Origin of the sequence: Paenibacillus sp. FSL H8-0283 (genome assembly GCF_045040675.1) — a bacterium.
GTDB lineage: Bacteria > Bacillota > Bacilli > Paenibacillales > Paenibacillaceae > Paenibacillus > Paenibacillus amylolyticus.
In genome coordinates this window covers 6,628,062-6,653,239 of record NZ_CP150295.1, presented here as the reverse complement: position 1 = coordinate 6,653,239, position 25,178 = coordinate 6,628,062, and the positions used below count along the sequence as shown (strand labels likewise).

General features: G+C 47.5%; 19 protein-coding genes. 11 read left to right on the top strand and 8 right to left on the bottom strand.

Annotated elements, in window-relative coordinates; translation table 11 throughout:
- Positions 1-137: 137 nt before the first annotated feature.
- The 3 genes from MHI52_RS29205 to MHI52_RS29195 all read right to left on the bottom strand — a co-directional run bounded on the left by MHI52_RS29205 (position 138) and on the right by MHI52_RS29195 (position 1,243).
- Positions 138-635: an antibiotic biosynthesis monooxygenase gene (locus MHI52_RS29205; RefSeq protein WP_211084637.1), complete on the bottom strand. Its 498-nt coding sequence runs from the start codon at positions 633-635 to the stop codon at positions 138-140.
- Positions 636-726: 91 nt separating this feature from the next.
- Entirely contained in the window at positions 727-1,041 is a 315-nt protein-coding gene (locus tag MHI52_RS29200) for a hypothetical protein (protein WP_076328673.1), read from the bottom strand.
- Positions 1,031-1,243 (bottom strand): helix-turn-helix transcriptional regulator, encoded by a 213-nt coding sequence (locus MHI52_RS29195; RefSeq protein ID WP_036612923.1) that lies wholly within the window; start codon positions 1,241-1,243, stop codon positions 1,031-1,033. The genes MHI52_RS29200 and MHI52_RS29195 overlap by 11 nt, the downstream gene beginning before the upstream one ends.
- A 169-nt stretch (positions 1,244-1,412) precedes the next feature.
- Between MHI52_RS29195 and MHI52_RS29190 the strand changes: the two genes are divergently transcribed.
- The 3 genes from MHI52_RS29190 (at position 1,413) to MHI52_RS29180 (ending at position 6,789) form a co-directional block, all read left to right on the top strand.
- A complete protein-coding gene (locus MHI52_RS29190) occupies positions 1,413-3,725 on the top strand; it encodes an ATP-dependent DNA helicase (RefSeq protein WP_405158104.1) in 2,313 nt (770 codons plus the stop codon).
- A gap of 402 nt (positions 3,726-4,127) precedes the next feature.
- A complete protein-coding gene (locus MHI52_RS29185; RefSeq protein WP_405158103.1) occupies positions 4,128-5,609 on the top strand; it encodes an alpha-amylase in 1,482 nt (493 codons plus the stop codon).
- A gap of 547 nt (positions 5,610-6,156) precedes the next feature.
- Entirely contained in the window at positions 6,157-6,789 is a 633-nt protein-coding gene (locus tag MHI52_RS29180; protein ID WP_405158102.1) for a hypothetical protein, read from the top strand.
- Between the two features lie 175 nt (positions 6,790-6,964).
- Here the strand turns inward: MHI52_RS29180 and MHI52_RS29175 are convergent, their stop codons facing one another.
- Positions 6,965-7,708, bottom strand: a complete 744-nt coding sequence (locus MHI52_RS29175) for an MBL fold metallo-hydrolase (RefSeq protein ID WP_405158101.1) — start codon at positions 7,706-7,708, stop codon at positions 6,965-6,967.
- Positions 7,709-7,911: 203 nt separating this feature from the next.
- Here MHI52_RS29175 and uxaC point away from each other — a divergent pair, with 203 nt between their 5' ends.
- From uxaC to MHI52_RS29155, 4 genes are all read left to right on the top strand, one after another.
- On the top strand, positions 7,912-9,354 hold the full coding sequence (uxaC, locus tag MHI52_RS29170; RefSeq protein ID WP_405158100.1) for a glucuronate isomerase: 1,443 nt from the start codon (positions 7,912-7,914) through the stop codon (positions 9,352-9,354).
- Between the two features lie 400 nt (positions 9,355-9,754).
- Complete coding sequence (locus MHI52_RS29165; RefSeq protein ID WP_074092645.1) at positions 9,755-10,297, top strand: MarR family winged helix-turn-helix transcriptional regulator; 543 nt, start codon at positions 9,755-9,757, stop codon at positions 10,295-10,297.
- The gene (locus tag MHI52_RS29160) at positions 10,294-12,021 is read left to right on the top strand and encodes an ABC transporter ATP-binding protein (RefSeq protein ID WP_405158099.1); all 1,728 of its coding nucleotides are present in this window, start codon (positions 10,294-10,296) and stop codon (positions 12,019-12,021) included. Before MHI52_RS29165 ends, MHI52_RS29160 begins: the two co-directional genes overlap by 4 nt.
- Entirely contained in the window at positions 12,018-13,895 is a 1,878-nt protein-coding gene (locus MHI52_RS29155; RefSeq protein ID WP_253503938.1) for an ABC transporter ATP-binding protein, read from the top strand. The genes MHI52_RS29160 and MHI52_RS29155 overlap by 4 nt, the downstream gene beginning before the upstream one ends.
- Positions 13,896-14,551: 656 nt before the next feature.
- On the opposite strand, the gene MHI52_RS29150 is transcribed toward MHI52_RS29155, so the two are convergent.
- Positions 14,552-15,145: a hypothetical protein gene (locus MHI52_RS29150; protein WP_405158098.1), complete on the bottom strand. Its 594-nt coding sequence runs from the start codon at positions 15,143-15,145 to the stop codon at positions 14,552-14,554.
- 547 nt (positions 15,146-15,692) lie between these two features.
- Here MHI52_RS29150 and MHI52_RS29145 point away from each other — a divergent pair.
- Positions 15,693-16,589: a diacylglycerol/lipid kinase family protein gene (locus MHI52_RS29145; RefSeq protein ID WP_405158097.1), complete on the top strand. Its 897-nt coding sequence runs from the start codon at positions 15,693-15,695 to the stop codon at positions 16,587-16,589.
- Between the two features lie 40 nt (positions 16,590-16,629).
- Here the strand turns inward: MHI52_RS29145 and MHI52_RS29140 are convergent, their stop codons facing one another.
- A complete protein-coding gene (locus tag MHI52_RS29140) occupies positions 16,630-17,220 on the bottom strand; it encodes a GNAT family N-acetyltransferase (RefSeq protein ID WP_036612892.1) in 591 nt (196 codons plus the stop codon).
- Positions 17,221-17,377: 157 nt separating this feature from the next.
- Here MHI52_RS29140 and MHI52_RS29135 point away from each other — a divergent pair, with 157 nt between their 5' ends.
- Positions 17,378-18,844 (top strand): PLP-dependent aminotransferase family protein, encoded by a 1,467-nt coding sequence (locus MHI52_RS29135; protein ID WP_405158096.1) that lies wholly within the window; start codon positions 17,378-17,380, stop codon positions 18,842-18,844.
- A 2-nt stretch (positions 18,845-18,846) separates the two neighbouring features.
- Here MHI52_RS29135 and MHI52_RS29130 read toward each other — a convergent pair whose 3' ends face one another.
- Positions 18,847-19,473 (bottom strand): TetR/AcrR family transcriptional regulator, encoded by a 627-nt coding sequence (locus MHI52_RS29130; protein WP_340984015.1) that lies wholly within the window; start codon positions 19,471-19,473, stop codon positions 18,847-18,849.
- A 178-nt stretch (positions 19,474-19,651) separates the two neighbouring features.
- On the opposite strand from MHI52_RS29130, the gene MHI52_RS29125 reads away from it, so the two are divergent.
- Together MHI52_RS29125 and MHI52_RS29120 are read left to right on the top strand one after the other, a co-directional pair.
- Entirely contained in the window at positions 19,652-21,883 is a 2,232-nt protein-coding gene (locus MHI52_RS29125; protein WP_405158095.1) for an MMPL family transporter, read from the top strand.
- 269 nt (positions 21,884-22,152) lie between these two features.
- On the top strand, positions 22,153-23,106 hold the full coding sequence (locus tag MHI52_RS29120) for a nucleoside hydrolase (RefSeq protein ID WP_017691781.1): 954 nt from the start codon (positions 22,153-22,155) through the stop codon (positions 23,104-23,106).
- 221 nt (positions 23,107-23,327) lie between these two features.
- On the opposite strand, the gene MHI52_RS29115 is transcribed toward MHI52_RS29120, so the two are convergent.
- A complete protein-coding gene (locus MHI52_RS29115) occupies positions 23,328-25,046 on the bottom strand; it encodes a methyl-accepting chemotaxis protein (RefSeq protein WP_405158094.1) in 1,719 nt (572 codons plus the stop codon).
- Positions 25,047-25,178 lie beyond the last annotated feature (132 nt).

The following is a 25,178-nucleotide window of genomic DNA, read 5'->3' as shown; positions in this document are numbered from 1 at the left end:
AGTATTATCCTATCTGAGCATGGCTGTGTCAAAAATGAGAGCCTTCTACAATTGACGGCAAAAAACCTCTTCCATGCAGGAAGAGGTTTGAAAAAACATGGGCCACTGCGATAAAAGCCAGATGCGACCCAATTTCGTTATTCTATAGTGTACGTTGTGACGTAAGAAGGTCTGGGGAACATGGTAGGCTTCTGTGCGGTCAGTCCTTCGCTAGTACTGCGGTTACGGTGAGCGTGACTATATGCTTGGGATTCCTGCCAGCCTTTGAAGTTTTCTTCCGACTGCCAGAGTGTAAGTACGACATATGTGTCATCCTTCAGAGGACGAAGCACACGAATACCAACAAAGCCAGGCTCGTCTTCTACCTTGCGGGCACGGTTCTTAAACCGTTCTTCGAAATCGTTACGACCATCCTCTGTGACAGGGATATTGTTGAGAACAGCGTAACCACCACCAGTCCAGGAGCCTGCGGCATCAAAAGCTTCATATGCGGCTATTTTATCATCAGACTCGATATTCATCAGGCGTTCTGCGGATTCAATAGCCAGGCGCACGTGCTCTTCGCTTCGCAATGTCAGATGCGGGTATGCAGCAAGTGCATCCGGAATCGGTGAAGGAACCAAATAGATATACATAGAAGCGGCCTCCTTATTAAGTACATTCTAACTCAACATAGCATATGGGATTGTGCGAGTCCAATCGGTTCACATGTATCGGACAGGTGGGCTAATTCCGTGCTGAGTAGTATAGGTTTGCCGCAATAGAAGATAAACAATGAATGACAAACACTGCAGTAATAATGAAAAAGGAAAGCGATATTCCGTCTAGCATAACTACGAGGATCCATGCCAGAGCAAGACAGATAGTGGTCGCATTCCAGGAGAAGGCTTTTGCTCTCGTGATACAATAGAGGTACCGCTCATCCAGTCCGTTGTGCTTTTTTGCAATCAACCTTGTGAAAAAAATAATGAGTATTGCAAATAACAAACCAGCTACAATTCCACCGATCCCGATCATCCGATTCAGTAATTCAGAACTCAATATTCTCATCTCCTTCAAAAATAAATAATTCCTCGATCTGACAGCCAAATAATTGGGCAAGCTTGTGAGCAAGCACAAGAGAAGGTTTGTACTTTCCAGATTCCAACGATATGATGGTCTGCCTGGAGACCTTTAGCCGTTGAGACAGTTCTTCCTGTGTGATGTGCATATGTATTCGTTTGTCTCTGATTAGATTTTGCAAGTATATCCTCCCATAAGTAAAGTTCGCTTTACGTAAAGTTAACTTTACTTATGCGACGATGGAATGTCAATCTCTCTTTATAATATTTTCCACTTCCTCGAGGTGGTGCTGTGTCCAAAAGCATATTTCATGATAAAGTATAATCACTACAAACAGAACGGGTGATCGTATGACAACAACAATTCGGATATCGGTTAGACCTTTGGTGGAGTATGTGTACCGCAGTGGCAGCATACGTCCAGGGTTCCGGACCAATGCCTCGATGCAAGAGGGGACTCGAATCCACCAGCGGGTACAGAAGGAGTACACCCAAGAGGATCTGAAAGAGATTGTGCTCGAAGCTGAGATTCAACATGGGGATCTGACCTATGTGGTGGAGGGACGGTGTGATGGCCTGATCCGGTTGGAGGGTCAGTTGACGGTGGATGAGATCAAATCAACTGCGGGCAATCTGGATGATCTGGGAGAAGGTCTTCCCGTACACTGGGCACAGGCCATGATGTATGCCTACATGTACGCCGTTCAGCAAGATGAACCACGTATGCAAGTGCAGTTGACGTATGTGCATTCGGTTACCCATGAAGAAAGACGGTTTCGCCGAATGGCAGAACGACAGGAACTGGAGCAGTTTGCGGCAGAAGTAATTGCCGGTTATGCGCCATATGCAGAGATGATCGCTGCATATGAAGAAAAGCGTGATATCAGTGTGAAAGAGCTGCCGTTTCCTTTTCGCAAATACAGGGAGGGACAGCGAAAGCTGGCAGGAGCCGTATACAAGACAATCCGTGAGGGTCAGGGATTGATGGCCAAAGCACCAACGGGCATTGGTAAAACGATGTCCGTACTGTTCCCCACGGTCAAAGCGATTGGCGAAGGTGAAGCCAGCCGATTGTTCTATCTGACCGCGAGGACGACGACACGGGTGGCGGCGGAAGAAGCTTTTGCCCGGATGCAATCGGAAGGATTGAAGATGCATGTGATCAGTCTGACCGCGAAGGACAAGATATGTTTTAAAGAAGAGGAAGCTTGTGATACGGGGCAATGCGGCATGTGTGAAGGATATTATGACCGTATTAACGGGGCCGTGCTGGACATGCTGGAACATGAGACGTTGATGACACGTCCGGTCATCGAGCAGTATGCGCGCAAACATCGGGTGTGCCCGTTTGAGTTTTCACTGGATGCGGCGTATGCAGCCGATGCGGTGATCTGCGATTATAACTATATTTTCGATCCGAGGATCTCTCTGAAAAGAATGTTGGAGGAGCAGAAACGCAAGACGGTGTTATTGGTGGACGAGGCTCATAATCTGGTCGATCGTGGCCGAATGATGTTTTCCGCTGAGCTGGAGAAGGCAGTATTTCTGGATGTGAAAAGAGAGTTCCAGTCGCTGGACAGCAGTGTGCCTGCTGCCAAAGCCATTGTTGACTACACCGGGGCCATTGATAAGTATCTGATTACCCTTCGGAAAAACGGTGGAGAAGAAGGAAAGATCATCCAGCAGGAAGCACCGGAGGAACTGATTGAACGACTGGAACCTTTTGTCATGGTTGCGGAGCAATGTCTTGTTGAAGGTGGTTCAGGGAATGCCGAGACGGATCAGCTGCTGTTGGATGCCTACTTCACGGCACAGAATTTCCTGCGTATTGCCAAGCTGTATGATGAACGTTTTATTACGTATGCAGAGTGTGTTCGAAGTGAAGTGAGAGTGAAGTTATTTTGTCTCGATCCTTCGGTACTGCTTCGTCAGACGGCCAAAGGATTCCGCTCCCTCATTCATTTTTCGGCCACATTGTCACCCCTTCGCTATTATCGGGATATGCTGGGTGCAGAGGAAGAGGATTATACATTGCAGATTCCATCGCCGTTTCAGCGTGAACAACTGGATGTAAGGCTTCTGCCCTTATCTGTGCGATATAAGGACCGGGAGCAATCCCGGCGCCCCATTGCGGAGATGCTGCAACAGCTGGTAAGTGAATGGCCGCGCAGCAATCTGATGGTCTTCTTCCCTTCCTACCCTTATATGCGCGAGATATATGAGACCTATGCACAGCTTCCAAGTGAAGCGGATACGGTTATACAAAAGCAAGGCATGAACGAACTGGAACGGGAGCAGTTTTTGGATGGTTTCCAACCCAATCCTGAACGAACACGATTGGTATTTGCCGTCATGGGTGGCGTATTCTCTGAGGGTGTCGATCTGCCGGGAGACCGCTTGAATGGCGTCGTTGTGGTAGGTGCGGGGCTGCCGCAGATTGGTCTGGAGAACAACGTATTACGTGATTACTATGATCGGACAGGACGCAACGGATTCAATTATGCCTATATTTTCCCTGGTATGAATAAGGTGCTACAGGCGGGTGGACGGCTGATTCGGACAGAAGAAGACAGGGGTGTGCTGGTGCTGGTCGACGATCGGTTCACGCAGGAACCCTATCGTTCCCTGCTGCCCGAGGAGTGGCGGGACTATAAACGAATTTGATGAACGAACTACGAATGAAATGATGCATGTATATAAGTTGAACTAATCATTTACACGATAACGGAGAGGACAGAAAAAACCTGAAAAAGCGAAGCGTTCGCCTAAAAGCTTTCTGAAAGAAAGCTACATCGGAAGCATACGCTATCCTCGGATTTTCCCCTTCGAAAAAGGGAATCAAAAAATTTGGGGATAACAGCGATTGGAAGGTTATTCTGTCATTGTAGTGTCAGTGTAAATAATCTTTGTTCAGCTTATACAGCATATATTTTTCGATTTTCTTTCCTTTATATGATTGAAGGGTAGGGTGAAAGGGTTATAACTTGGTTAGCAACGAACGAACAACGGCGATTACCCTATCCGTTCCGCGGTCCGCTTCGAAAGCAATCAAGGAGGTCGGTTATAATGAAGAGAAATCATACCATGATGCAGTTTTTTGAATGGCACCTGGCTGCAGACGGAGATCATTGGAAGCGACTGGCTGAAATGGCCCCGGAACTTAAAGCCAAAGGCATTGACTCGGTATGGGTACCACCCGTAACCAAGGCAGTGTCCGCAGAAGATACAGGTTATGGTGTATATGATCTGTACGATCTGGGCGAATTTGATCAAAAGGGTACCGTACGGACCAAATATGGCACCAAGCAGGAACTGGTGGAGGCCATTGCCGAGTGTCAGAAGAACGGCATTGCCGTCTATGTGGATCTGGTCATGAATCACAAGGCCGGAGCAGATGAGACGGAAGTGTTCAAAGTGATCGAGGTTGATCCCAATGATCGAACGAAGGAAATTTCTGAGCCGTTTGAGATTGAGGGCTGGACCAAATTCACATTCCCGGGTCGCGGGGATCAATACTCCTCTTTTAAATGGAACTCTGACCACTTCAATGGCACGGACTTTGATGCCAAGGGAGAACGAACAGGTGTATTCCGCATCGCAGGAGAGAATAAAAAATGGAATGAGAATGTCGATGATGAGTTTGGTAACTATGACTATCTGATGTTCGCCAATATAGATTATAACCACCCGGATGTTCGGCGCGAGATGATCGATTGGGGGAAATGGCTGATCGATACCCTCCAGTGCGGTGGGTTCCGGCTGGATGCGATTAAGCATATCAACCATGAATTCATTAAGGAATTCGCAGCAGAGATGATCCGCAAACGCGGTCAGGATTTCTACATCGTAGGCGAGTTCTGGAATTCAAACCTGGATGCATGTCGTGAATTCCTCGATACGGTAGACTATCAGATCGACTTGTTTGACGTGTCTCTTCACTACAAGTTGCATGAGGCTTCGCTTGCAGGTAGAGACTTTGATCTCTCCAAAATTTTTGATGATACCTTGGTTCAGACACATCCTACCCATGCGGTAACTTTTGTAGATAACCATGACTCCCAACCTCATGAAGCGTTGGAATCATGGATTGGAGACTGGTTTAAGCCAAGCGCCTATGCATTGACGCTATTACGTCGCGATGGTTATCCGGTTGTATTTTACGGGGATTATTATGGCATTGGTGGTCCTGAACCTGTGGATGGCAAAAAAGAAATTCTGGACATTCTGCTGTCTGCCCGTTGCAATAAGGCATATGGAGAGCAGGAAGATTACTTCGATCACGCCAATACGATTGGCTGGGTACGTCGTGGCGTAGAGGAAATCGAAGGTTCCGGTTGTGCAGTGGTCATCTCCAACGGGGATGACGGTGAGAAGAGGATGTTCATCGGAGAGCATCGTGCTGGTGAAGTCTGGGTGGATCTGACGAAGAGCTGTGATGATCAGATTACCATTGAGGAAGACGGCTGGGCCACCTTCCATGTGTGCGGTGGAGGCGTCTCGGTATGGGCTCTTCCTGAACAGAATGAGGACTGCGCTGACGCTGAGTAACGGCATGTGCCAGGCAGGATAAGAAAAGGTACACCGACCGCATAAAAACAGTATATAGATAGATCGTTATCGTTAAACCATCTGAACAGGAGAGCGAGCATACCTGTGTTCAGGTGGTTTTTTTGCATTTATCTAGGTACAACTAAAACTCCATCCTAACGAACCGAGGGCACCTTATTTGCACTGAATTAGCGTTATTGGCATTCTAACGAATCTCAGTAACCTTATTACTCTCAAAAACGATTGAAATAGCGCCAATTGGAGCAACATCACCAGATTAACGCGTTTGAGATTCGTTAGAATACTGGTAACTCGGATTTCAGCCTAATAAGGCCTCTCAGATTCGTTAGCTTAACGCGGGTTGAGGCTCGCCGCCATAGGCAAACGAATGACTGCTACAATTAAAAACATGAAATGAGAAAGAAACAGTTCGGTCCCACATCTTAATACATGGTACAATAATCCAAATATGGAGTGTTAGAAAACAAAATGAGAGAACGTAATAAGCGATATTCTTTGCAGAAGATTGGAGAAGAGGAGGGGCGGCATGAGTCCCAAAAGAGAGATGAACCGTTTCTTCCCGTTAGTCATGTACCTATGTGTAATAGCCGTGTGTCTGGGGGCTTGCAGTTTGGGACCAAACCAGGGGCCAGCGGGTGAACCGAAGCGAACCGATGAGTATACGTTGAATTCGGAGCGAAGAGATTTGAATGAGCGGGTTACGAAGAACCTTGAGTCTTTTCAGATGAACTCGCCAGATGATTATAATTTGACAGCAACGGTGGATGTGAGTCATGAATCCGGAGTTGATCGGATTACTTATGAGATTTTGGTGTATGAGGCTCGGGTGCCCATGGTTAATGTCATTCAGACCTTCACCCTCGATCCCAACATGATAAATCGAATAGATGCCGGAGAGATATTTCATTCCAATGTGAGCAATACACACGAGATTAGTTTAGAGTCTGACAAGGAACCTCTTGGATTGAGTCTGAGCAGAAGTTACGTCTTGAAGCCCAAGGCGGAGATCGACAGCAATATCCTCCAGCGTTATGCAGATATGTATATCAAAATTTCCTATGGCCCAAATGATCAGCGAACGGAAGATTATTTTCACATCCATGCCGAGCCCTCTCCGAGGACAATTGAGCATATGAAGTCATGGGAGAAAGAAAAATAGGAAAAAGCAACGCCCACCAGTTCCGTATGAGGAATCTGAGTAGACGCTGCCGGTTATCTATTTGAGATAATAAGGTTATTACTTTTCAAAATACTGATTCATCGTATCCCACATTCGATTGAACTCACTTCGTTCCATTGAAAATGCTCCAGGCTTTTCGGGTTTGTGGTTTTACCTACCCCAGTTCAAATGATTCCAACGTGCCAACCATCCGCAGATTATGCTCGCGGTTAAACTGTTCCCGTTTGTCCGCATCCGCGTACTCATCATGATAATGCATCAGTACGGTTTTCTGTCTCACTTCCGCGGGTAACTGCTCCAGATCCTTCAATGAGGTATGGGATTTGATCACCAGATCATGCATATGACATTCATGGAAAATCAGCTGCACATCAGCGGCAACTTGCTCCACCCGTTCCTGGTCGAGTGTACTGTCAGCACTGTAATAGAAGTAAGGCTTGGCGAGTAGCCCATTGCTGACCATACCGGGAACATGCTGTGTCCGAAACGTCTCAAACGTCACGCCGCCCAGTTCAAATGTGCCTCCATCTGGCAGGGGAACGACATCGTAGTAATCGCTCATGGTACGTTCACCATCCGTTGTGTAGCGCATGCCGGGGGATAGAATGTTCCAGAGCGGATCTACCAATTGTTCGTGGATGAACAGACGAGGTTTGCGATCGCCTACGATCTGTGCGTAATAACCCAGCATTTGTACACCGTTAATATGATCTTCATGCAAATGAGTAATGAACACGTTGTGGATATCGGTCATGGCGAATCCATATTCCTTGAGTGCTTTAGCATTTGATTCTGGAAAATCAATGACCAGATGCGTGTCTCCGAATTCAGCCAACATACTATTGTGGTGCTGCTCCACGCTGAACATATCTCCAGTGCCGAGAAAAGTGATTTTCAATTCATTTCATCTCCTTGTGTGATCTTCAGATCAGCATCCTTGCGTTAAATCCAGTATACCTTGTTCCCGAATATATGCCTAAATCAACCTTTTTTGATAACGCTATCATTTTATATTGAACTTTGATGATAAACAGTGTAGCGTAAAGATGGGAAGTGAACCCATATGAACGTAAACTCACCTAAAGGGAGCGTGCGAGGCGAATGAAATCTTTTCTGGATGAACAATTTTTGCTGCACAATGAAACGGCGATCAAGTTATATGAGGATTATGCCAAAGACATGCCGATTATTGATTATCATTGCCACCTCAGTCCTCAGGAGATCTACGAGAACAAAACCTTTGGCAATCTTACAGAGGCTTGGTTATACGGTGATCACTATAAGTGGCGGCTCATGCGCGCAAACGGAATTGAAGAGCAATATGTGACCGGCGGCGAGGGAGTAACCGATTACGATCGTTTCCTGGCTTATGCCAAAACGGTACCGATGATGATTGGTAATCCACTGTACGCCTGGTCTCATCTGGAATTACAGCGATATTTCGGCGTCTACGAAGTATTGAATGAGACAAGCGCACCGGCCATCTGGGAAAAAGTAAATGCCAAACTGAACAGTGACGGATTCGGTGCACGCGATCTGATTACCAAATCCAATGTCACTGTTGTGTGCACAACCGATGATCCAACGGATTCTCTGGAGTATCATCTGAAAATTCAGGAAATCGAAGGCTTTGATACGGCGGTATTACCTTCTTTCCGCCCGGATAAAGGCTTGGAATTGAACCGGGATACCTTTGTGGAATGGGTGGGCAAGCTGTCGCAGGCATCTGGCACTGCCATTTCAGATTATGAATCCTTCCTTGCTGCGCTGGAGTCACGTGTGGAATTTTTCCATTCCGTCGGCGGCAGAGTCTCTGACCATGCACTTGATTATGTTCCTTACGGCGTGGCTACACGCGAAGAAGCAGCTGCCATCTTTGCAAAGGTACTTGCGGGTCAGAAGGTAACTCGTGAGGAAGAGGACAAGTACAAGATGGTAACGCTGACGTTCCTTGGCAAACTGTATGCAGATCGGGGCTGGGTGATGCAGTTCCACATTAATGCAGCCCGTAACAACAACACACGGATGTTTGCCAAACTTGGGCCGGATACTGGTTACGATGCCGTGAATGATACGCCGCTTTCCGCAGCGATGATTGGATTGCTCGACGCGTTGGAGCAGCAACAAGCACTGCCCAAAACGATTCTGTATTCTCTGAATCCAAGGGACAACGAAGTGCTCGCGGCGATCATCGGCAGCTTCCAGGGCGGGGGTATTCCGGGCAAAATCCAGCTTGGTGCCGCCTGGTGGTTCAATGATACGAAGGATGGCATGCTCGCTCAGATGAAAGCCCTGGCGAATGTTGGTCTGCTCAGCCGTTTTGTTGGCATGCTGACCGATTCACGTAGCTTCCTGTCCTACACCCGGCATGAGTATTTCCGTCGTCTGGTCTGCAACCTCATCGGTGAATGGGCCGAACAAGGGGAGGCACCGCAGGATATGGATCTGCTTGGTCAGATCGTACAGGGTATTGCCTACAACAATGCAAAAGAGTATTTCCCGTTTGCCTCAGTGCCTAAAACAGTCTCTGCTTCACAGTCCTGATGAGTAACAAACGCACCTAATCATGCAATTTATGCAATAAGAAAGTTCTTTTGTGTCTACTTTTCAATCGTAATAAAATGCTCCCCTTCCTTACCTCCGGGCCATCATCCACCGGAGTAAGGAATGGGAGCTTCTTTGTAAGTTGAATTTATGGAATGGTACATAATAACTATAGTGGGCTCCAATGGAGGCCATATGACAAAACCCATAATCAAGCGCGTGTATGCTCTTGGTTATGGGTTTATGTTGGTTATTTTTAGATGTTTGACAATGGCTTCTTGCGATAATATACTTAGTACACCTAATTAATTGTGCATCTATTTAATTGTATTACTATTTAATAGATGTCCTATGATGTTGGATGTCTATGGAATGATAAAGAAAGAAGGAGGGACCCATTATGACTGGTATAGATCCGGTCGCTCAGAAGCTTTTGTACTCCATTATGCAGTTTAATAAAGGCAAATGGAGGCAACATAAACCTCATGGGCGCAATCACAATGAAATTATGGTGCTGGGTTGTTTACTCCACGGGATGCATCCGGGAGAACAATTGAACTGGCAGGACAATCCGCCTGATTTCAATGACACAATCGAATCCAATCATCCCGGGATGAAAGTCTCGGAAATCAGCGCATTGCTACGAGTGAAGTCACCGACCATTACACCTGTTATTCGTGGCCTTGAAGATGAGGGGCTGGTCAAACGGACGATGGACCCGGAGGATCGCCGTGCTGTCCGCATCACGATTACTGAAGCAGGTCGTGAAATTATTCGGGCTGCTCACCAAGAACGCATGGAAATATTCAATAAGTTAGTTGAGCATTTGGGTGAGCAAGATAGTACTCAGCTGGCTGAGTTGTTGACCAAGGTATACACCTTTTTTGATACATTAACTTCCTTGCAAAAGGATGATTCGACAAGAGGAGATGATACGCCATGATGAAACTGTTTCGCATGCTGAAGCCATACCAAATTCCGATTATTTTCATTCTGATTTTGGTACTGTTTCAGTCGCTTGCTGAATTGTACCTGCCTACGCTAATGGCAGATATTGTGAATGACGGCATCATTAAAGGAGATATTCCGTATATCTGGCAGATTGGTGGATGGATGTTGGTCATCGCGATTGGCGGAACAGCGTGTTCGGTGATTGCCAGTTATCTCTCATCTCGAACAGCGGGTGGATTTGCCAAACAACTGCGTAGCAGAGTATTCCGCCATGTGGAGAATTTCTCGCTCCAGGAGTTCGATAAGATGGGGACTGCTTCACTGATTACGCGTACGACGAATGACATCACACAGGTACAGAATGTACTTACAATGATGCTGCGCATGATGATTATGGCTCCGCTCATGTGTATCGGGGGTATCTTCATGGCGGTATCTCAGGACGCCAAATTATCTACGATTTTCCTGGTCGTGCTTCCGGTACTGGGTGGAGCCATTGCGCTGATTGGTGCCAAGGGTTTACCTTTGTTCAAAACCATTCAGAAAAAGCTGGACCGACTCAATCTGGTGCTGCGTGAGCAGTTAACAGGGATTCGGGTTGTTCGTTCCTTTAACCGTGGGCAGCATGAGAAAGTGCGCTTTAACGGGGCTAATACAGAACTGAGAGATTCATCGATCAAAGTTAATGTGCTCATGGCGACCATCATGCCTGTGATGATGCTGGTTATGAACTTTTCGATGATTGCCATCCTTTATTTTGGTGGAATGCGGATCGACACTGGTAATATGAACATCGGTGCATTGATTGCCTTCATCCAATATGCAATGCAGATCATGTTCTCACTTATTATGGTTTCGATGATCTTTGTCATGATTCCAAGAGCTTCAGCATCGGCAGAACGGATTAACGAAGTGCTTGATATGCAGCCGGATCTTAGCAACCCCGAGCAGCCTCGTGGTATGAAATCCATGCAGGGTATGATTGAGTTTGACAATGTAACTTTCCGTTATCCGGGCGCAGAGAATCCAGCTTTGTCCGATATCTCCTTCACAGCTCGCTCAGGAGAGACAACAGCCATCATTGGCGGTACGGGTTCTGGGAAATCGACATTGCTCAGCCTTATTCCACGATTTTATGATGTGACGGAAGGCAGTGTTCGGGTCAATGGTACGGATGTGCGTGAAATTCGGCAGGAAGATCTGCGTGCCAAAATTGGCTTTGTACCACAAAAAGCGGTCCTCTTTACGGGTACGATTACAGAGAATATTCGTCACGGGAAAGACGATGCCACAATGGATGAAGTTGTTCATGCGGCCCGCACGGCTCAGGCGGAGAACTTCATTACCGAGATGAAAGAGGGATATGACAGCCTTATCGCACAAGGTGGTAACAACGTATCTGGTGGACAAAAGCAACGTCTGTCCATCGCTCGCGCACTTGTTCGCCGTCCGGAAGTTTATATCTTTGATGACAGTTTCTCTGCTCTCGATTTCAAAACGGATGCTAAACTTCGTGCTGCGCTGAAGTCCGAAACGACAGAAGCAGCTGTGCTGATTGTTGCGCAACGCGTAAGTACAGTAATGGATGCAGATCGCATTCTGGTTATGGATGAGGGCCGAATTGTCGGTTCAGGAACACATAAAGAGCTGCTGGAGCACAATGAAGTGTATCGTGAGATTGTATCCTCCCAGCTGACAGAGGAGGAGATCGCATGAGTGAACGTACAGAACGCAAGTCGCCTCGTCCCCATGGTGGTCCAGGTCCAGGTCCCGGAATGGGCATGCGACCTCCCGCTGAGAAAGCAAAAGATTTTAAAGGCACACTGCGGCGCTTGATTCGTTATCTCCAGCCCCATAGTTCTCGTCTGTTAGGTGTGCTGGTTGCAGCCATTTTGAGTACCGTATTCAGCATCATCAGTCCAAAAGTTATGGCAGAAGGAACGGATATCCTCAGTAAAGGCGCCATTGCCATCCTCCAGGGTGTACAGGGAGCCGGGATTGATTTTCCTGCATTGATGAAAGTGTTATACCTGCTTGGCGGACTCTATCTGTTCAGTGCTGCATTTATGTATGTTCAGCAATACCTGATGGCCGGTGTGGCCCAACGTGTTGTGTATGACATGCGTGAGCAGATCAGTGCGAAGGTTGGACGTCTTCCTTTGAAATATTTTGACTCCCGCACAACTGGGGAGACACTTAGCCGTGCCACGAATGACGTGGACAATATCAGTAATACACTTCAGCAAAGTTTGGCACAGTTCATTACGTCCATCGTCACAATTGTCGGCGTAATTATCATGATGCTGACGATTAGTCCATGGATGACGCTGATCACGATTTTGACGTTGCCACTCAGTGTAGTTGTTGTCATGCTGGTTGCATCTCGTTCGCAAAAACACTTTGCGGGTCAACAGAAATCCCTTGGGGAACTGAATGGTCATGTCGAAGAGATGTACACGGGACACAAGGTCGTCAAAGCATTTGGACGCGAAGAACAATCCGTACAGCAATTTGAGAAGGTCAATGAAGAACTGTATGAATCTGGCTGGAAAGCCCAGTTTATCTCCGGTATTATTATGCCGCTCATGAGTTTTGTGGGTAACTTGGGTTATGTGCTGATCTGTGTGGTCGGTGGGATCTTCGTTACACGTGGTTCTATCTCCATCGGGGATATTCTGGCCTTTACACAATATTCCCGTCAATTTACACAACCGATTAACCAGATTGCAAATATCTCGAATATTATTCAATCGACGATTGCTTCGGCGGAACGTGTATTCGAGTTGTTGGATGAAGAGGAAGAAGTTCCGGAGTCCAAACAACCCGTGCAACTACAGCAGCCTAAAGGTGCGGTTGCATTCCAAGGTGTTAATTTTGGATATAAAGAAAATGAACTGCTCATTCATAACATGAATATTGATGTAAAACCGGGACAGACGGTAGCCATTGTTGGACCAACGGGAGCCGGTAAAACCACCCTGATCAACCTGTTAATGCGTTTCTACGAAATTCAGGATGGTCGGATTACGATTGACGGTTCAGACATTAAGGACATGGAGCGTGGTAAGCTGCGCAGTCTGTTCGGCATGGTGCTTCAGGATACCTGGTTGTTCAATGGAACGATTCGGGACAACATCGCCTATGGTCGAGAAGGTTCTACGGAAGACGATGTAATCAAGGCAGCCGTTGCGGCACATGCGGATCACTTTATCCGTACACTGCCTGATGGTTATGATACGGTGCTGAATGAAGAGGCGTCGAACATCTCTCAAGGGCAGAAACAATTGCTGACCATTGCAAGAGCGATTCTGGCGAACCCCGCCATCCTCATTCTGGATGAAGCGACGAGTAGCGTGGATACACGGACCGAAGTATTTATCCAGAAAGCAATGAATGATCTGATGAAAGATCGCACGAGCTTTGTCATTGCACACCGTTTGTCTACCATTCGCGGCGCTGATCTGATCCTGGTTATGGATCATGGTAACGTGATTGAACAGGGTAATCATGATGAATTGATGGCAAGTCAGGGCTTCTACGCCGATCTGTACAATAGTCAGTTTGCGGAGCAACAACCGCAGGCGATCTGATTACACTGTAACTAACTAGAATAGCCGGGAGCACTCTTAGGGGTGCTCCCGGCTATTTGTCGTGTATCCAGAGGAGTCGATTCTAATGTGGAGCAGATTGGATTCGTTTGGATACGATGGATCTATAAGATATGAAGGAACGTTGGCATAGTAATTGGGTTGTGGTGCTCATCAGCCTTTCAGTTGTTTGCGTGAGGTGCAGACAGGATGAGGGTTCATCCTTCGTCCATGCTAACGAATCGTAGACACCTTATATGGAGGATTATCAAGCACTCCCAATTCTAACGAACTTGAGACATGTTATTTCTCTGATAAGCAACACAAAGCGGTAAAATAAACTGCAGAATGCGGAAATAAAGTGTCTATGATTCGTTAGAACGCCGGTATTGTGGAATTGTGCCTATTAGAGTGTGCTGAGTTCGTTAAAATATTCTAATAAACCTTAGTCATAATTGTCTTACATATGCCATGCGTGCAAAAATAAAAACGGGACGAAGCGGTGTAACTACACTGCTTTGTCCCGTTTATTTATATTTTGAATTCATTGTACATCAATCTAGATACAAGCATACGAGCATAAGCTCACCGAGTGGGACATCCAGATTAGTCATAAGATACTTTGTAAGCCTCAGTTTGGGCATAGCATGACCCGCATTTTACTGATCCTTAGAATCGTTCGCAGGTTCATCAGTGTCATTGCTAGAGACCGACTTTACTTCTGCCTTCACGTCGTCGCTGTTGGCTTCCTCCAGCGCAGACGGAGCGGGTTCATCCGGGATTAATTCGCGCTGCTCAATCATGCGTTTGACAACCTCATAACAGTCATCCACATGTTTGTTACCCACATAGCGCATGGCTGTGAAGCTGAGTGCGGCAGCCAATCCCTGTCCTGCAAAGGGGACAAATTTGGCGACGGATTTGGTGGCTACGCGTACGCCGACTCTTTTCAGAACCTGTACCACCAATTCCTTGGTGATCATACGACCGATGACTTTGCTTCCGATGGACATCACGAATCCATAGATCATGGATTTGGTCTCGGGGTCCATGCCGTCCAACTGTTTTTGTGATAATGCGAATTTATTGTTAATGGCAGGCAACAGCTGCATCAGCATCCCCACATCAGCCAGTACGTCTGTACCGGGTAGCGGAACGAGTGTTGTACCGGCAGAAGCGGTAGCTCTTTTGCGAACCATGGTACGGCATTCCTTGCGAACTTGCTCCAATTGTTCCAACGTTGCCGGAATCATAGGGAATCCCTCCATTCGTATATGGTATAGATATAACCGTTTTGACTCAATTTGAATGGGTTCTCACCAGCAAAATTTGCAACCTTATGACATTAAGGTGCCGAGAAACCCTTTTTTCCATGCATACATCTGGTTAAAAAAGGAATTGGCTAGTTAGATAAAAGGGTTATCTATTTAAGTTTAACTATACATTTACACGAGAACGTAGAGGACAGAAATAACCTGAAGAAGCGAAGTGTTGGCCTAAAAGCTTTCTGAAAGAAAGCTACATCGGAAGCATACGCTTATCACCAGATTTTCACCTTTGTAAAAGTAAATCAGAAAAATCTGGGGATAACAGCGATCAGAAGGTTATTCTGGCATCGGAGTGGCATGTGTGAATATTCTTAAGTTGAACTTATATAGCTATTACGAATGAATGAGGATTAGGATGCATACCTGATTGGGAAACCTATTTGGAATCATGATGTGTACTTAGCGAAGGGCTTGTTTACGGCTTCAACCTTTGTGGGTAAAGGTTTACAAGCATTGGAATGGAGGAAGAGGGATGGAGTTTAACAAAGCGTTGTTAATTCATCATCATCATTCGGGCAAGGCCAATCGTGAGAATACAGTGGGCCTTGTGGCTGGTGTGCTGGCTCCTGCTGTTTATGAACTCGTCATTGTACGCACGGATGAACCGGGTGAGGGAGAGATGCTGTGTCGTGAACGCGGGGAGCAATTCGATGTGGTCTTCATCCTGGGTGGGGATGGCACGGTGCATGAATGCGTGAATGGACTGGCCGATCTGAAACATCCTCCGTTGATTGGTATATTGCCTGGAGGCACCTGTAATGACTTTGCGCGTTCGCTCGGGATTTCACCGGATGCAGAGATTGCGGCACAAGAAATGCTGGCAGGTCGGGTGGTATCTATTGATGTTGGACGAGCTAATGATCGGGTGTTCACGAACTTTTTTGGCATTGGCTTGATCAGTGATGCATCGCAGAATATTAACGAGAATCTGAAAGGCGCGCTGGGGAAGCTCAGTTATTTTATCAGCACTTTACAGACAATTAGTCATACAGAGCCGTTTCGTTACCAACTGGAGGCGGATGGGAAAGAGATGGAAGGCGAAGCGGTGATGATCTATGCAGCCAATGGCCGTTTTCTGGGAACAAATGCATTACCCTTTGCACCGGATGCGTTGCAGGATGGCGAACTGGACGTGCTCATTATTCATGAGACAGGCATTCCGCTGCTACGAGAGATTCTGTCGCACAAGCCAGAGGGAGAATGGCAACCTCAGAGTGAGAGTATTTCATACTTCAAGGCATCTACGTTAAAAGTGAAGACGGATGCGCCGATGTCAGCTGACACGGACGGCGAATTGTATATGGAGACACCCGCCGAGCTGTCGGTGCTGACGGGTCATCTGAAGTTTCTAACCGGGGAGGTTTATTAGATCCCCCGGTTTTTTAGTTTGATTTTAGTTGATCGAAAACTTAAACATTCCCTGGCTGATCTCTCATATCACGTTGCCTGAACTCATCCTCAAGCATGCTCATCTGAATGGCATCATGGTATTGATGATTGTAGAACAAGACATCCCGCTTCACACCCTCGCGCTGGAATCCAAGCTTCTCATACGTGCGAATGGCTCGCTCGTTGAAGGCGTACACCTCAAGCTCGATTCGATGCAGGTTACAGATTCCGAAGCCGTAGTCCAGCATAAGTAGCAACGCCTCGCTACCGTAACCTTTTCCTTGATGTTCCGACTGATCGATGGCAACCCGGATATGTGCACTGCGATTCTTGGCATGCATGTCCATCAGGACGACATCTCCGATGATCTGGTCATTTTCCTGTAAAGCAATAAGTAGCATGAGTCTGGTGTCATCTTGTGCAGCGCTCTCAACATAACGTTCGACCTGAGCGCGTGTGAAACTGTTCTGTGTTCCCGTCAGCCTACGCATCTCGGCGTCAAACAGACCGGGGAAGTATGCATCCACATCTGTAATCTCGAAGGGACGCAGATATATGCGCGACGTTTCTAGCAGACGTGGGATACGTGGGGAAGGTTTTGAATGTGACATTAGTTGTTCCTCCTATAGGTTCAAGGCGGGACTGATCGAGATGGCCCTGCCTCTTAAAGTTGGCGTTACACATTGATGATGACATGAGTATATCCCAATACTGTATACTTCCAAATATACAGTTTTAATTAATTTTGCAGGACAGATGAGGTGCATCATGATGATTACATTACCGAAGCTAGACGAGAACGATAGTGCGCCAATCTATGTACAGCTCTCGGATCATATCAAAAGGGAAATCATTCACGGGGATTGGGCTGAACATAGCCGATTGCCTTCGGTGCGAAAACTTGCCGAGATGCTTGGAATAAGCACTACTCCGGTGGAATGGGCCTATCAGCAATTGATCGCCGAAGGATATATATACAGTCAGCCACGTCGTGGCTATCATGTTCGTGCCATGGTGGACAGCGATCATGCCATGCAGATTGGGCAAACAGATAAACAGACAGCCGGACAAGCTCCCGTGGCCCAAAAGACGTGGTCAGACCATCAGGCAATACGCCCTGCCCGAGCAGTTCAATATGATTTTCATATGTCACGCAATGATTTCAGCCTGTTTCCAATTGCCAAGTGGCACCAATATGTTAATCGAATCTGGCGGGAAGAAGCGAAGGAGTTGTTGTTCTATGGAGACCCTCAGGGAGAATGGGGACTACGATGTGAGATTGCTGTCTATCTTGCGCAGTTCAGGGGAGTCAGCTGTTCTCCAGAGCAGATTGTTGTGGGTGCTGAACAGCATCTGCTAATGTCTCTATTAGCACAGACCCTTCTTCACAAAGGAGAATCAACGCATTCCATCGGTGTAGAGAATCCTGGATACCGACTGTTACCTGGTACATTCCGCAATTATGGTTATCGGGTTGTCCCGATCTCTCTGGGTCCTGATGGCATAAACTTAACGGAGCTGGAACAGGCCGGGGTAAAATTGGCGGGTGTGTCACCCTCTCACCAATTTCCACTAGGTATGACCATGCCGATCACTCGCAGATTGGCGTTGCTCGAATGGGCGGAACGAACAAAGGCATACATTATCGAGGATGATTACGATGGAGAGTTCCGGTATCATGGAAGACCAATCCCATCAATGCAGGGGCTACGCGAGAGAAGTCGCGTAATCTATATGGGTGGTTTCTCGCAGGTGCTCGCACCTGCTCTTTGTATCCATTACATGGTGCTTCCGAGAGAATTAATGGATGATTTTCGCGAAATGTATAAGAATGTTCTATTCGAGCAATCAGCCTCCCGACTCCATCAGCGAACATTGGAGATGTTCATGCGTGAAGGAGAACTGGGCAAGCATATCCGTAAAATGCGTAATGTCTACAAACGAAAGCATGACCTGATCGTTCAGGCCATTCAGATGCATTTTGGAGATCGGGTTGAAATAAGGGGTCAACATTCCGGATTCCATCTGGTATTGCGAATGGTAACCAAACAGTCAGCCACAGAATTGGTAACCGCAGCGATAGAGGCAGGGATACAGATCAGTTCAACGGAATATTTGTGGGCGAACGGGAGCAGACCAGCAGACGGCAAAAGAGAGTTCATTATCGGTTTTGTCGGAATAGAGCTGGAACGCATTGACCCGGGTATTGCCGCTTTGGCTAGAATCTGGAGCTAGATTCAGTTCCGTTTAACCGCTCCATCCAGAAACAGCGCCACCAGTTCCTGCGCAAGTTCCTCGATGCTGCCGCCATTCATGTTGCGTACATCTTCGCGGTTCGCGAGCATCAGCAGTGACGTAAATGCATGGGCAAGCAGCATAGGGTTCCCGACCCGCAAATAACCATTGTCCATCTCCTTCTGAAAATGGGTAGCTAGTACTTCGAATATGTGAACCTCTGCTTCCCGAATCTGAGCTAGTTGCTCCGTGTCCAGATGTTTCTCGGCTTCTCGCATCATGGTCTCCGTTTCAATATGGGAATGCTGCATCTTGGCTTCAGCAACCTTAACCAGTCGTTCTTGCAACGTACCAGGTTCATCCAGACGGAGCGAAGTCTGCTGCATGCCCATCGCCATCATGCGGGTAATGGCAACAGTGAACAGATCGGCTTTGCTGGTGAAGTGATAATAGATCGATGCTTTGGTTACATTGCATAAAGAAGCAATCTGCTGGAGAGAGACGGGCTCATACCCGTATTCCATAAACAATCGTGAAGCTGTCATCAATATGTTGGATTGCACAGATGCTTGATCCACAGTTGTTTTGGGTCTACCCGGTGAACGGGGAATGTTTGTTTTTTTGCTCATAAGTACATACCTCTTTACGTATTTAATTGCTTGTTAGAAGTGTTCACAAAATTAGGCATTGCAAAATTAACCTTCCGGTATATATAATTAACTCGATTATACTATGACCCGTGGTTCATTACTACACCATCATATATATTAGGGCTTCATAGAAACAGAATAGGGAGATGAAGAGACAATGCAGGAAGGTTCGGGTTACGGCCGCTGGGTTGCCGGCAAACGAAGTAAATGGATTACGCTGTTGGTATGGATCATTATCGCCGTTGTGCTTGGCATGGTATGGCCTGCTGTAGGTGATCGTGAAACCAATAACGCACAGGATCTGAGTGAATCCAAACCATCGGTTCAGGCAGCTGCACTTGCCGAGAAGGAATTCCCTGGTGGTGAAGGATTGCCCGCGCTGATCGTTTGGCGTCAAGCCGGCGGTCTGACGGATGAGCAGATTGAGAACATTCAGGCATTAACGGAGCGACTGGATCAAGATCCGGTAGAACAACAACAGTCCGTTGTGCCACTCTATCAATTGCCACCACAGGCATTGAAAGGCCAGCTTTCGGAAGACGGAAGTACTTTGGTTATGCCACTTTTCTTCAATGAAGGTGCCGATTCAGAACAATTGAAGGAAGCTATTGAAGCACTTGAGCAAAAAACACAAGACATCTTCGGGGCAAATCCGTTCGATGTAGCCATAGATGATACCAATACTCTGATTGCCCGTGTGACAGGGCCAGTAGGGATATCCATTGATGCGAGCGGGCTATTCTCCTCCGCCGATGTATCCTTGCTGATCGCTACGGTTGTACTGGTATTAGTACTGTTGCTGTTGATCTACCGCTCGCCGGTATTGGCGATTATCCCGATCATTGCCGTTGGATTCGCGTATATGGTGACAAGCCCCATTCTCGGATTCATGGCGGATCAGGGCTGGATTACGGTGGATGCACAGTCCATTTCGATCATGACCGTGTTGTTATTTGGAGCAGGAACGGATTACTGCCTGTTCATGATCTCCAGATACCGCCAGATTCTCTATCATGAGCCGGACAAAAAGAAAGCCATTTTCCAGGCAATTACCGGATCATCTGGCGCCATTGCCATGAGTGGATTCACGGTCGTTGCAGCACTACTGGTACTGTTGCTGGCTGAATACGGTGCATATCATCGCTTTGCCGTACCATTCAGTCTGTCCATCTTTATCATGTTTATTGCAAGTCTGACACTGGTTCCGGCGCTTCTGGCGATCTTCGGTCGGGGTTCATTCTATCCGTTCGTACCACGTACACATGAGATGGAAGTGGATCGTGCGAAGAAAAAAGGCAAACCGGCTCCTGCCCCGCGCAAAGTGAAGGAAAGCTGGATTGGCCGTGTTGTAGTAACAAAGCCATGGACCGTTCTTGCAATTACGTTGGTATTGCTGGGAGGACTGGCGGCATTCTCTACTCAGGTTAAATTCACGTATGATCTGTTGTCTTCCTTCCCGGAGGATGTGCCTTCCCGCGAAGGTTTCACCGTCATCGGTGAACAATTCTCCCAAGGTGAGCTGGCTCCAGTCAAAGTGATCGTTGATGCCGAAGCCAAAGAAACTGATCTGAAGCAGCGGCTCGAATCGCTGGATTACATTAGCAAAGTAGGCGATGCTCAGCAGGGTGCCGAGAATGCCAACATTACCGCCTTTGATGTGGAATTTAATCTGAATCCATATTCCATGGAGGCAATGCAGCATATTCCAGATCTGCGAGCTACTGCGGAACAGGCGCTTCAAGACGCTGGTGTAGCTAATGTGGACAGTCAGGTATGGATCGATGGTCAGACGGCTGAACAGTATGACATTGAAGTGACTGGAGAACGGGATGCCAAGATCATTATTCCGGTGGTCATCGGCATGATTACATTGTTACTACTGTTGTACTTGCGTTCAATCGTAGCCACAGCATACCTGATTGCAACGGTTGTTCTGTCGTATTTCTCTGCACTGGGTCTGGGTTGGATCATCATTCACTACGGACTTGGCGCAGATGCCATTCAGGGAGCGATTCCGCTGTATTCCTTCGTATTCCTCGTGGCACTGGGTGAAGACTACAACATCTTCATGATCTCTAGCATCTGGCAGAAACGCAAAACGATGCCGCTTCGTCAAGCGATCAGAGAAGGTGTTGGCGAGACAAGCTCTGTTATTACATCAGCAGGTCTAATCTTGGCAGGAACGTTTGCGGTTCTTGCTACATTACCAATTCAGGTGTTGGTGCAGTTTGGTATAATCACAGCCGTTGGTGTGATGTTGGATACCTTCCTGGTTCGTCCGTTCATGGTACCGGCGATCACCGCATTGCTGGGTAAATGGGCCTTCTGGCCAGGAAAGTATGTGCCGATTGCAGAGAAGAATGAAGAGAAACAGAACCAGTCCATGTAATGCATGGAATGGGTGAGATGGACGGCGGGGCTTCAAGCCTGCTGTCCATTTCTTTGTTTTCCGAACGCTGATGACCTATACCAGTTGTCCTCCTGAGATGGAATGGTGGAACTGTAAAATATCCGCAGGATGAGGCGTGATCCTTGTTTTCTTTGCATGGGGAAGGTTTACGTAACCAAGGTTTATGGGACATAATAGAGAGAGCGTCGGCCTTGGGCAGACGGATGATCAACATCAATGGGACAACCAGGGGAAGGATGAAAGCAAGCATGACGAACCAACTTAATGTGTATTTTAACCATGACGGCGGCGTGGATGACCTCGTATCGCTGTTCATGCTTCTGCAAATGGACAATGTACATGTAACCGGCGTATCGGTTATTCCGGCAGACGGATATCTGGAGCCAGCAACAGATGCCAGCCGTAAAATTATCGATCGTTTCGGTACATATTCCGTAGAGGTATCCAAATCCAACTCCAGAGGGAAAAATCCATTTCCTGCGGCGTGGAGACTGCATTCCTTCTATGTAGATGCACTTCCTGTACTGAACGAATCCGGCAAAATGGAAGCGCCACTTTCTGCTGTTCCGGCACACCAGCATCTGATCGAGAAAGTACGCAATACTGAAGGCAAAACGCTGCTCCTGTTCACAGGCCCACTGACTGACCTTGCGCGTGCACTGGACGAAGCACCAGACATTGAAGAGAAAATCGACAAGCTGGTATGGATGGGTGGTACATTCGAGCGTGGTAACGTAGAAGAGCCTGAGCATGATGGCACAGCAGAGTGGAACGTATTCTGGGACCCGGAAGCGGCTTACCGTGTATGGCAGAGTGGTATCCAGATCGATCTGGTTGCACTGGAAAGCACGAATAAAGTACCTCTGACTCCAGCCGTTCGTAACCGCTGGGCAGCAGAGCGTCGCTTCGAAGGCGTTGACTTCCTGGGTAACTGTTACGCAGGTTGTCCGCCACTGGTGTACAGTGAGACAAATTCCACATACTATCTGTGGGATGTGCTGACAACGGCTTCCGTTGGACGCGAGGACATCGTGAAGAAGAAAACCGTGAACTGTATTGTCATCCCGGATGGTCCTAGCCAAGGTCGCACAGTGGAGCAAGCAGACGGACGTCCAGTACAACTGGTGTATGATACCGATCCGGAAGCATTCTTTACGTATATGACGGATTTGGGTAAAAAAGCTGCTCCGCAGCGCTACTAATTCAGGCAGACTCAGGGCTTGCCAACATTAAAGGTACAAAAATAAAGCCGCAGGCAGTGTCCGGAAATGGGATTGACCCCCATGTTCCCGTCCCTGCCGTGCGGCTTTTTGTTTTAGGCTGATCTATATAGATTGATAACAGTGATCGGAAGGTTGTTCTGTCATCGAAGTGGCAAGTGTGAATATTCTTTAGTCCAACTATATAGTAATCTAGCTACCCGCTATATTTTAAATCGACTAATCAATCCGTTCAGCTCACTGGACAATACCCGCAGAGATTCGGCGGATGCACTCATCTCATCCATGGATTGCAGCTGGCTACCGGTAGCGTGCGACACCTTCTGGATACTTGAAGAGGAATCGCGTGAGATATGTTCCATATCCTCCACGGAAGCGGATACTTCTTCTGCACTGGCAGACAGCTGCTCGGATGCTGCGGATACTTCGTGCAGACGTTCATTCATCGTCTCAATCCCGGTATGAATGGATGTGAATGAACGGCCTGCCTCCTGAACAACAGCGAGACCGGATTGGACTGCTGATGTGCTGGCAGACATATGTTCTGACAACAGGGCAGTCTGGCGTGTCATCTCGGCGATCAGTTCGGTTACATGCTGGGAAGATTGCTCTGATTCCCCCGCAAGCTTGCGAACCTCTGAGGCAACCACGGCAAACCCGCTGCCATACTCTCCTGCACGAGCCGCTTCAATACTTGCATTAAGTGCGAGCAGATTGGTCTGTGAAGCGATGCCTTTCATCAGATGTGCTACCGACTCAATTTTACCTGAGTACTGCTCCAGCTGAGAGGTGGAGGCCACCATCTGTACATTTGCTTGATGAATTTTGTCCATGCTGTCAATCGCCGTGTTGATGTTGGCTTGACCTTGCACCGCATTATTGGTCGTTTCCTGTGATACATCGGCGACCATAGAAGAAGAATTCGCAATGTGCTGCATGCTGCGTGTGATCTCTTCCATGGCTACCGTAACTTCACCCGCACGAGCCACCTGTTCAGCAGCTCCACTGGCCGTATGATTGGTATGCTCGGCAATGCGCTGGCTGGCTTCAGCAGTCGCCTGTGAATGTTTCGATACTCCTTCAGCAGCTTGTAGCAGAGAGTCGGAGCTTTGACGGATGCCCGTCATGACATCACGGGTACCTGTAACCAGATGTTTGAACTCGGAAGCGAGCTGTCCCACCTCGTCCTTGCGACTAAGTTCAACGTTGACGGTCAGATCGCCTTTTCCTACCTGGCTAATTAACTTCTTCAACTTCACCAAAGGTCGGGTCAAGTAATGGGCGAATCCATACACCAGCAAGACACTCAGCAGAACAATAGCCAAGGCTGTCCAGATCATGGTCATACGGTTGCGGGACATCAGTTCATAGACTGCAGTAGAGTCCAGATCCGCACCGACCAATCCTAGTACTTTCCCGTCAGTCCCATGGATCGGCACATATGCTGTAATGGTAGCGCCATATTCATCCTGTGTGAGTTCACCCCGAATAGGCTCATTCTGTTCAAAAGCTTGCAGCATTCCTTCATAATGGGTCTCTTCTGCGGAACCGTAAGGGGAGAAGTCATCTTCTGCCACATCGGCAGCAGCCCCATCCACAACGTAGAAATATGTATTTGTTCCATTTTCTTCGCGTGTACCAAGGGTGTACAGATACTTGAGTCCATTGGCCTCGCGCAGCTGACTAAGCTGCTCACGCAATATGCCGTAATACGCTGTCTCGTCCTGTCCGGTACTGAGTGGTGCATACAGAGAGGTGTCAATTAATGCAGCTGCCCGTTCACCCACAGCCTGTGCTTGCATCCCCATGGATTGCTCGACCAGTTGGGCCGATGAACGGTACATGGTAATGCCAAGAACCGCACCCGCGGCCAGCATCAGACAGGAAAAAAATAAAAAGATCCTCATAAACAAACTGTTCATTGGTAAAAGTGTTCCCCCTTGATCTGTTAAATCAATCGTCTCTTTGTCTCTTTACTTGGTGCTTGTCGTTCTTCATTGGTTCGTATGTATTGTATATCAAATATACAGTTTTCTACTTGAAATATCGGCATC

Coding starts and splice junctions, on each gene's coding strand:
- MHI52_RS29125 (WP_405158095.1), top strand. CDS start 19,652: ATGCAGGAAGGTTCGGGTTACGGCCGCTGGGTTGCCGGCAAACGAAGT.
- MHI52_RS29190 (WP_405158104.1), top strand. CDS start 1,413: ATGACAACAACAATTCGGATATCGGTTAGACCTTTGGTGGAGTATGTG.
- MHI52_RS29180 (WP_405158102.1), top strand. CDS start 6,157: ATGAGTCCCAAAAGAGAGATGAACCGTTTCTTCCCGTTAGTCATGTAC.
- MHI52_RS29205 (WP_211084637.1), bottom strand. CDS start 635: ATGTATATCTATTTGGTTCCTTCACCGATTCCGGATGCACTTGCTGCA.
- MHI52_RS29150 (WP_405158098.1), bottom strand. CDS start 15,145: ATGATTCCGGCAACGTTGGAACAATTGGAGCAAGTTCGCAAGGAATGC.
- MHI52_RS29185 (WP_405158103.1), top strand. CDS start 4,128: ATGAAGAGAAATCATACCATGATGCAGTTTTTTGAATGGCACCTGGCT.
- MHI52_RS29130 (WP_340984015.1), bottom strand. CDS start 19,473: ATGAGCAAAAAAACAAACATTCCCCGTTCACCGGGTAGACCCAAAACA.
- MHI52_RS29160 (WP_405158099.1), top strand. CDS start 10,294: ATGATGAAACTGTTTCGCATGCTGAAGCCATACCAAATTCCGATTATT.
- MHI52_RS29115 (WP_405158094.1), bottom strand. CDS start 25,046: ATGAACAGTTTGTTTATGAGGATCTTTTTATTTTTTTCCTGTCTGATG.
- MHI52_RS29120 (WP_017691781.1), top strand. CDS start 22,153: ATGACGAACCAACTTAATGTGTATTTTAACCATGACGGCGGCGTGGAT.
- MHI52_RS29140 (WP_036612892.1), bottom strand. CDS start 17,220: ATGTCACATTCAAAACCTTCCCCACGTATCCCACGTCTGCTAGAAACG.
- MHI52_RS29165 (WP_074092645.1), top strand. CDS start 9,755: ATGACTGGTATAGATCCGGTCGCTCAGAAGCTTTTGTACTCCATTATG.
- MHI52_RS29135 (WP_405158096.1), top strand. CDS start 17,378: ATGATGATTACATTACCGAAGCTAGACGAGAACGATAGTGCGCCAATC.
- MHI52_RS29155 (WP_253503938.1), top strand. CDS start 12,018: ATGAGTGAACGTACAGAACGCAAGTCGCCTCGTCCCCATGGTGGTCCA.
- uxaC (WP_405158100.1), top strand. CDS start 7,912: ATGAAATCTTTTCTGGATGAACAATTTTTGCTGCACAATGAAACGGCG.
- MHI52_RS29145 (WP_405158097.1), top strand. CDS start 15,693: ATGGAGTTTAACAAAGCGTTGTTAATTCATCATCATCATTCGGGCAAG.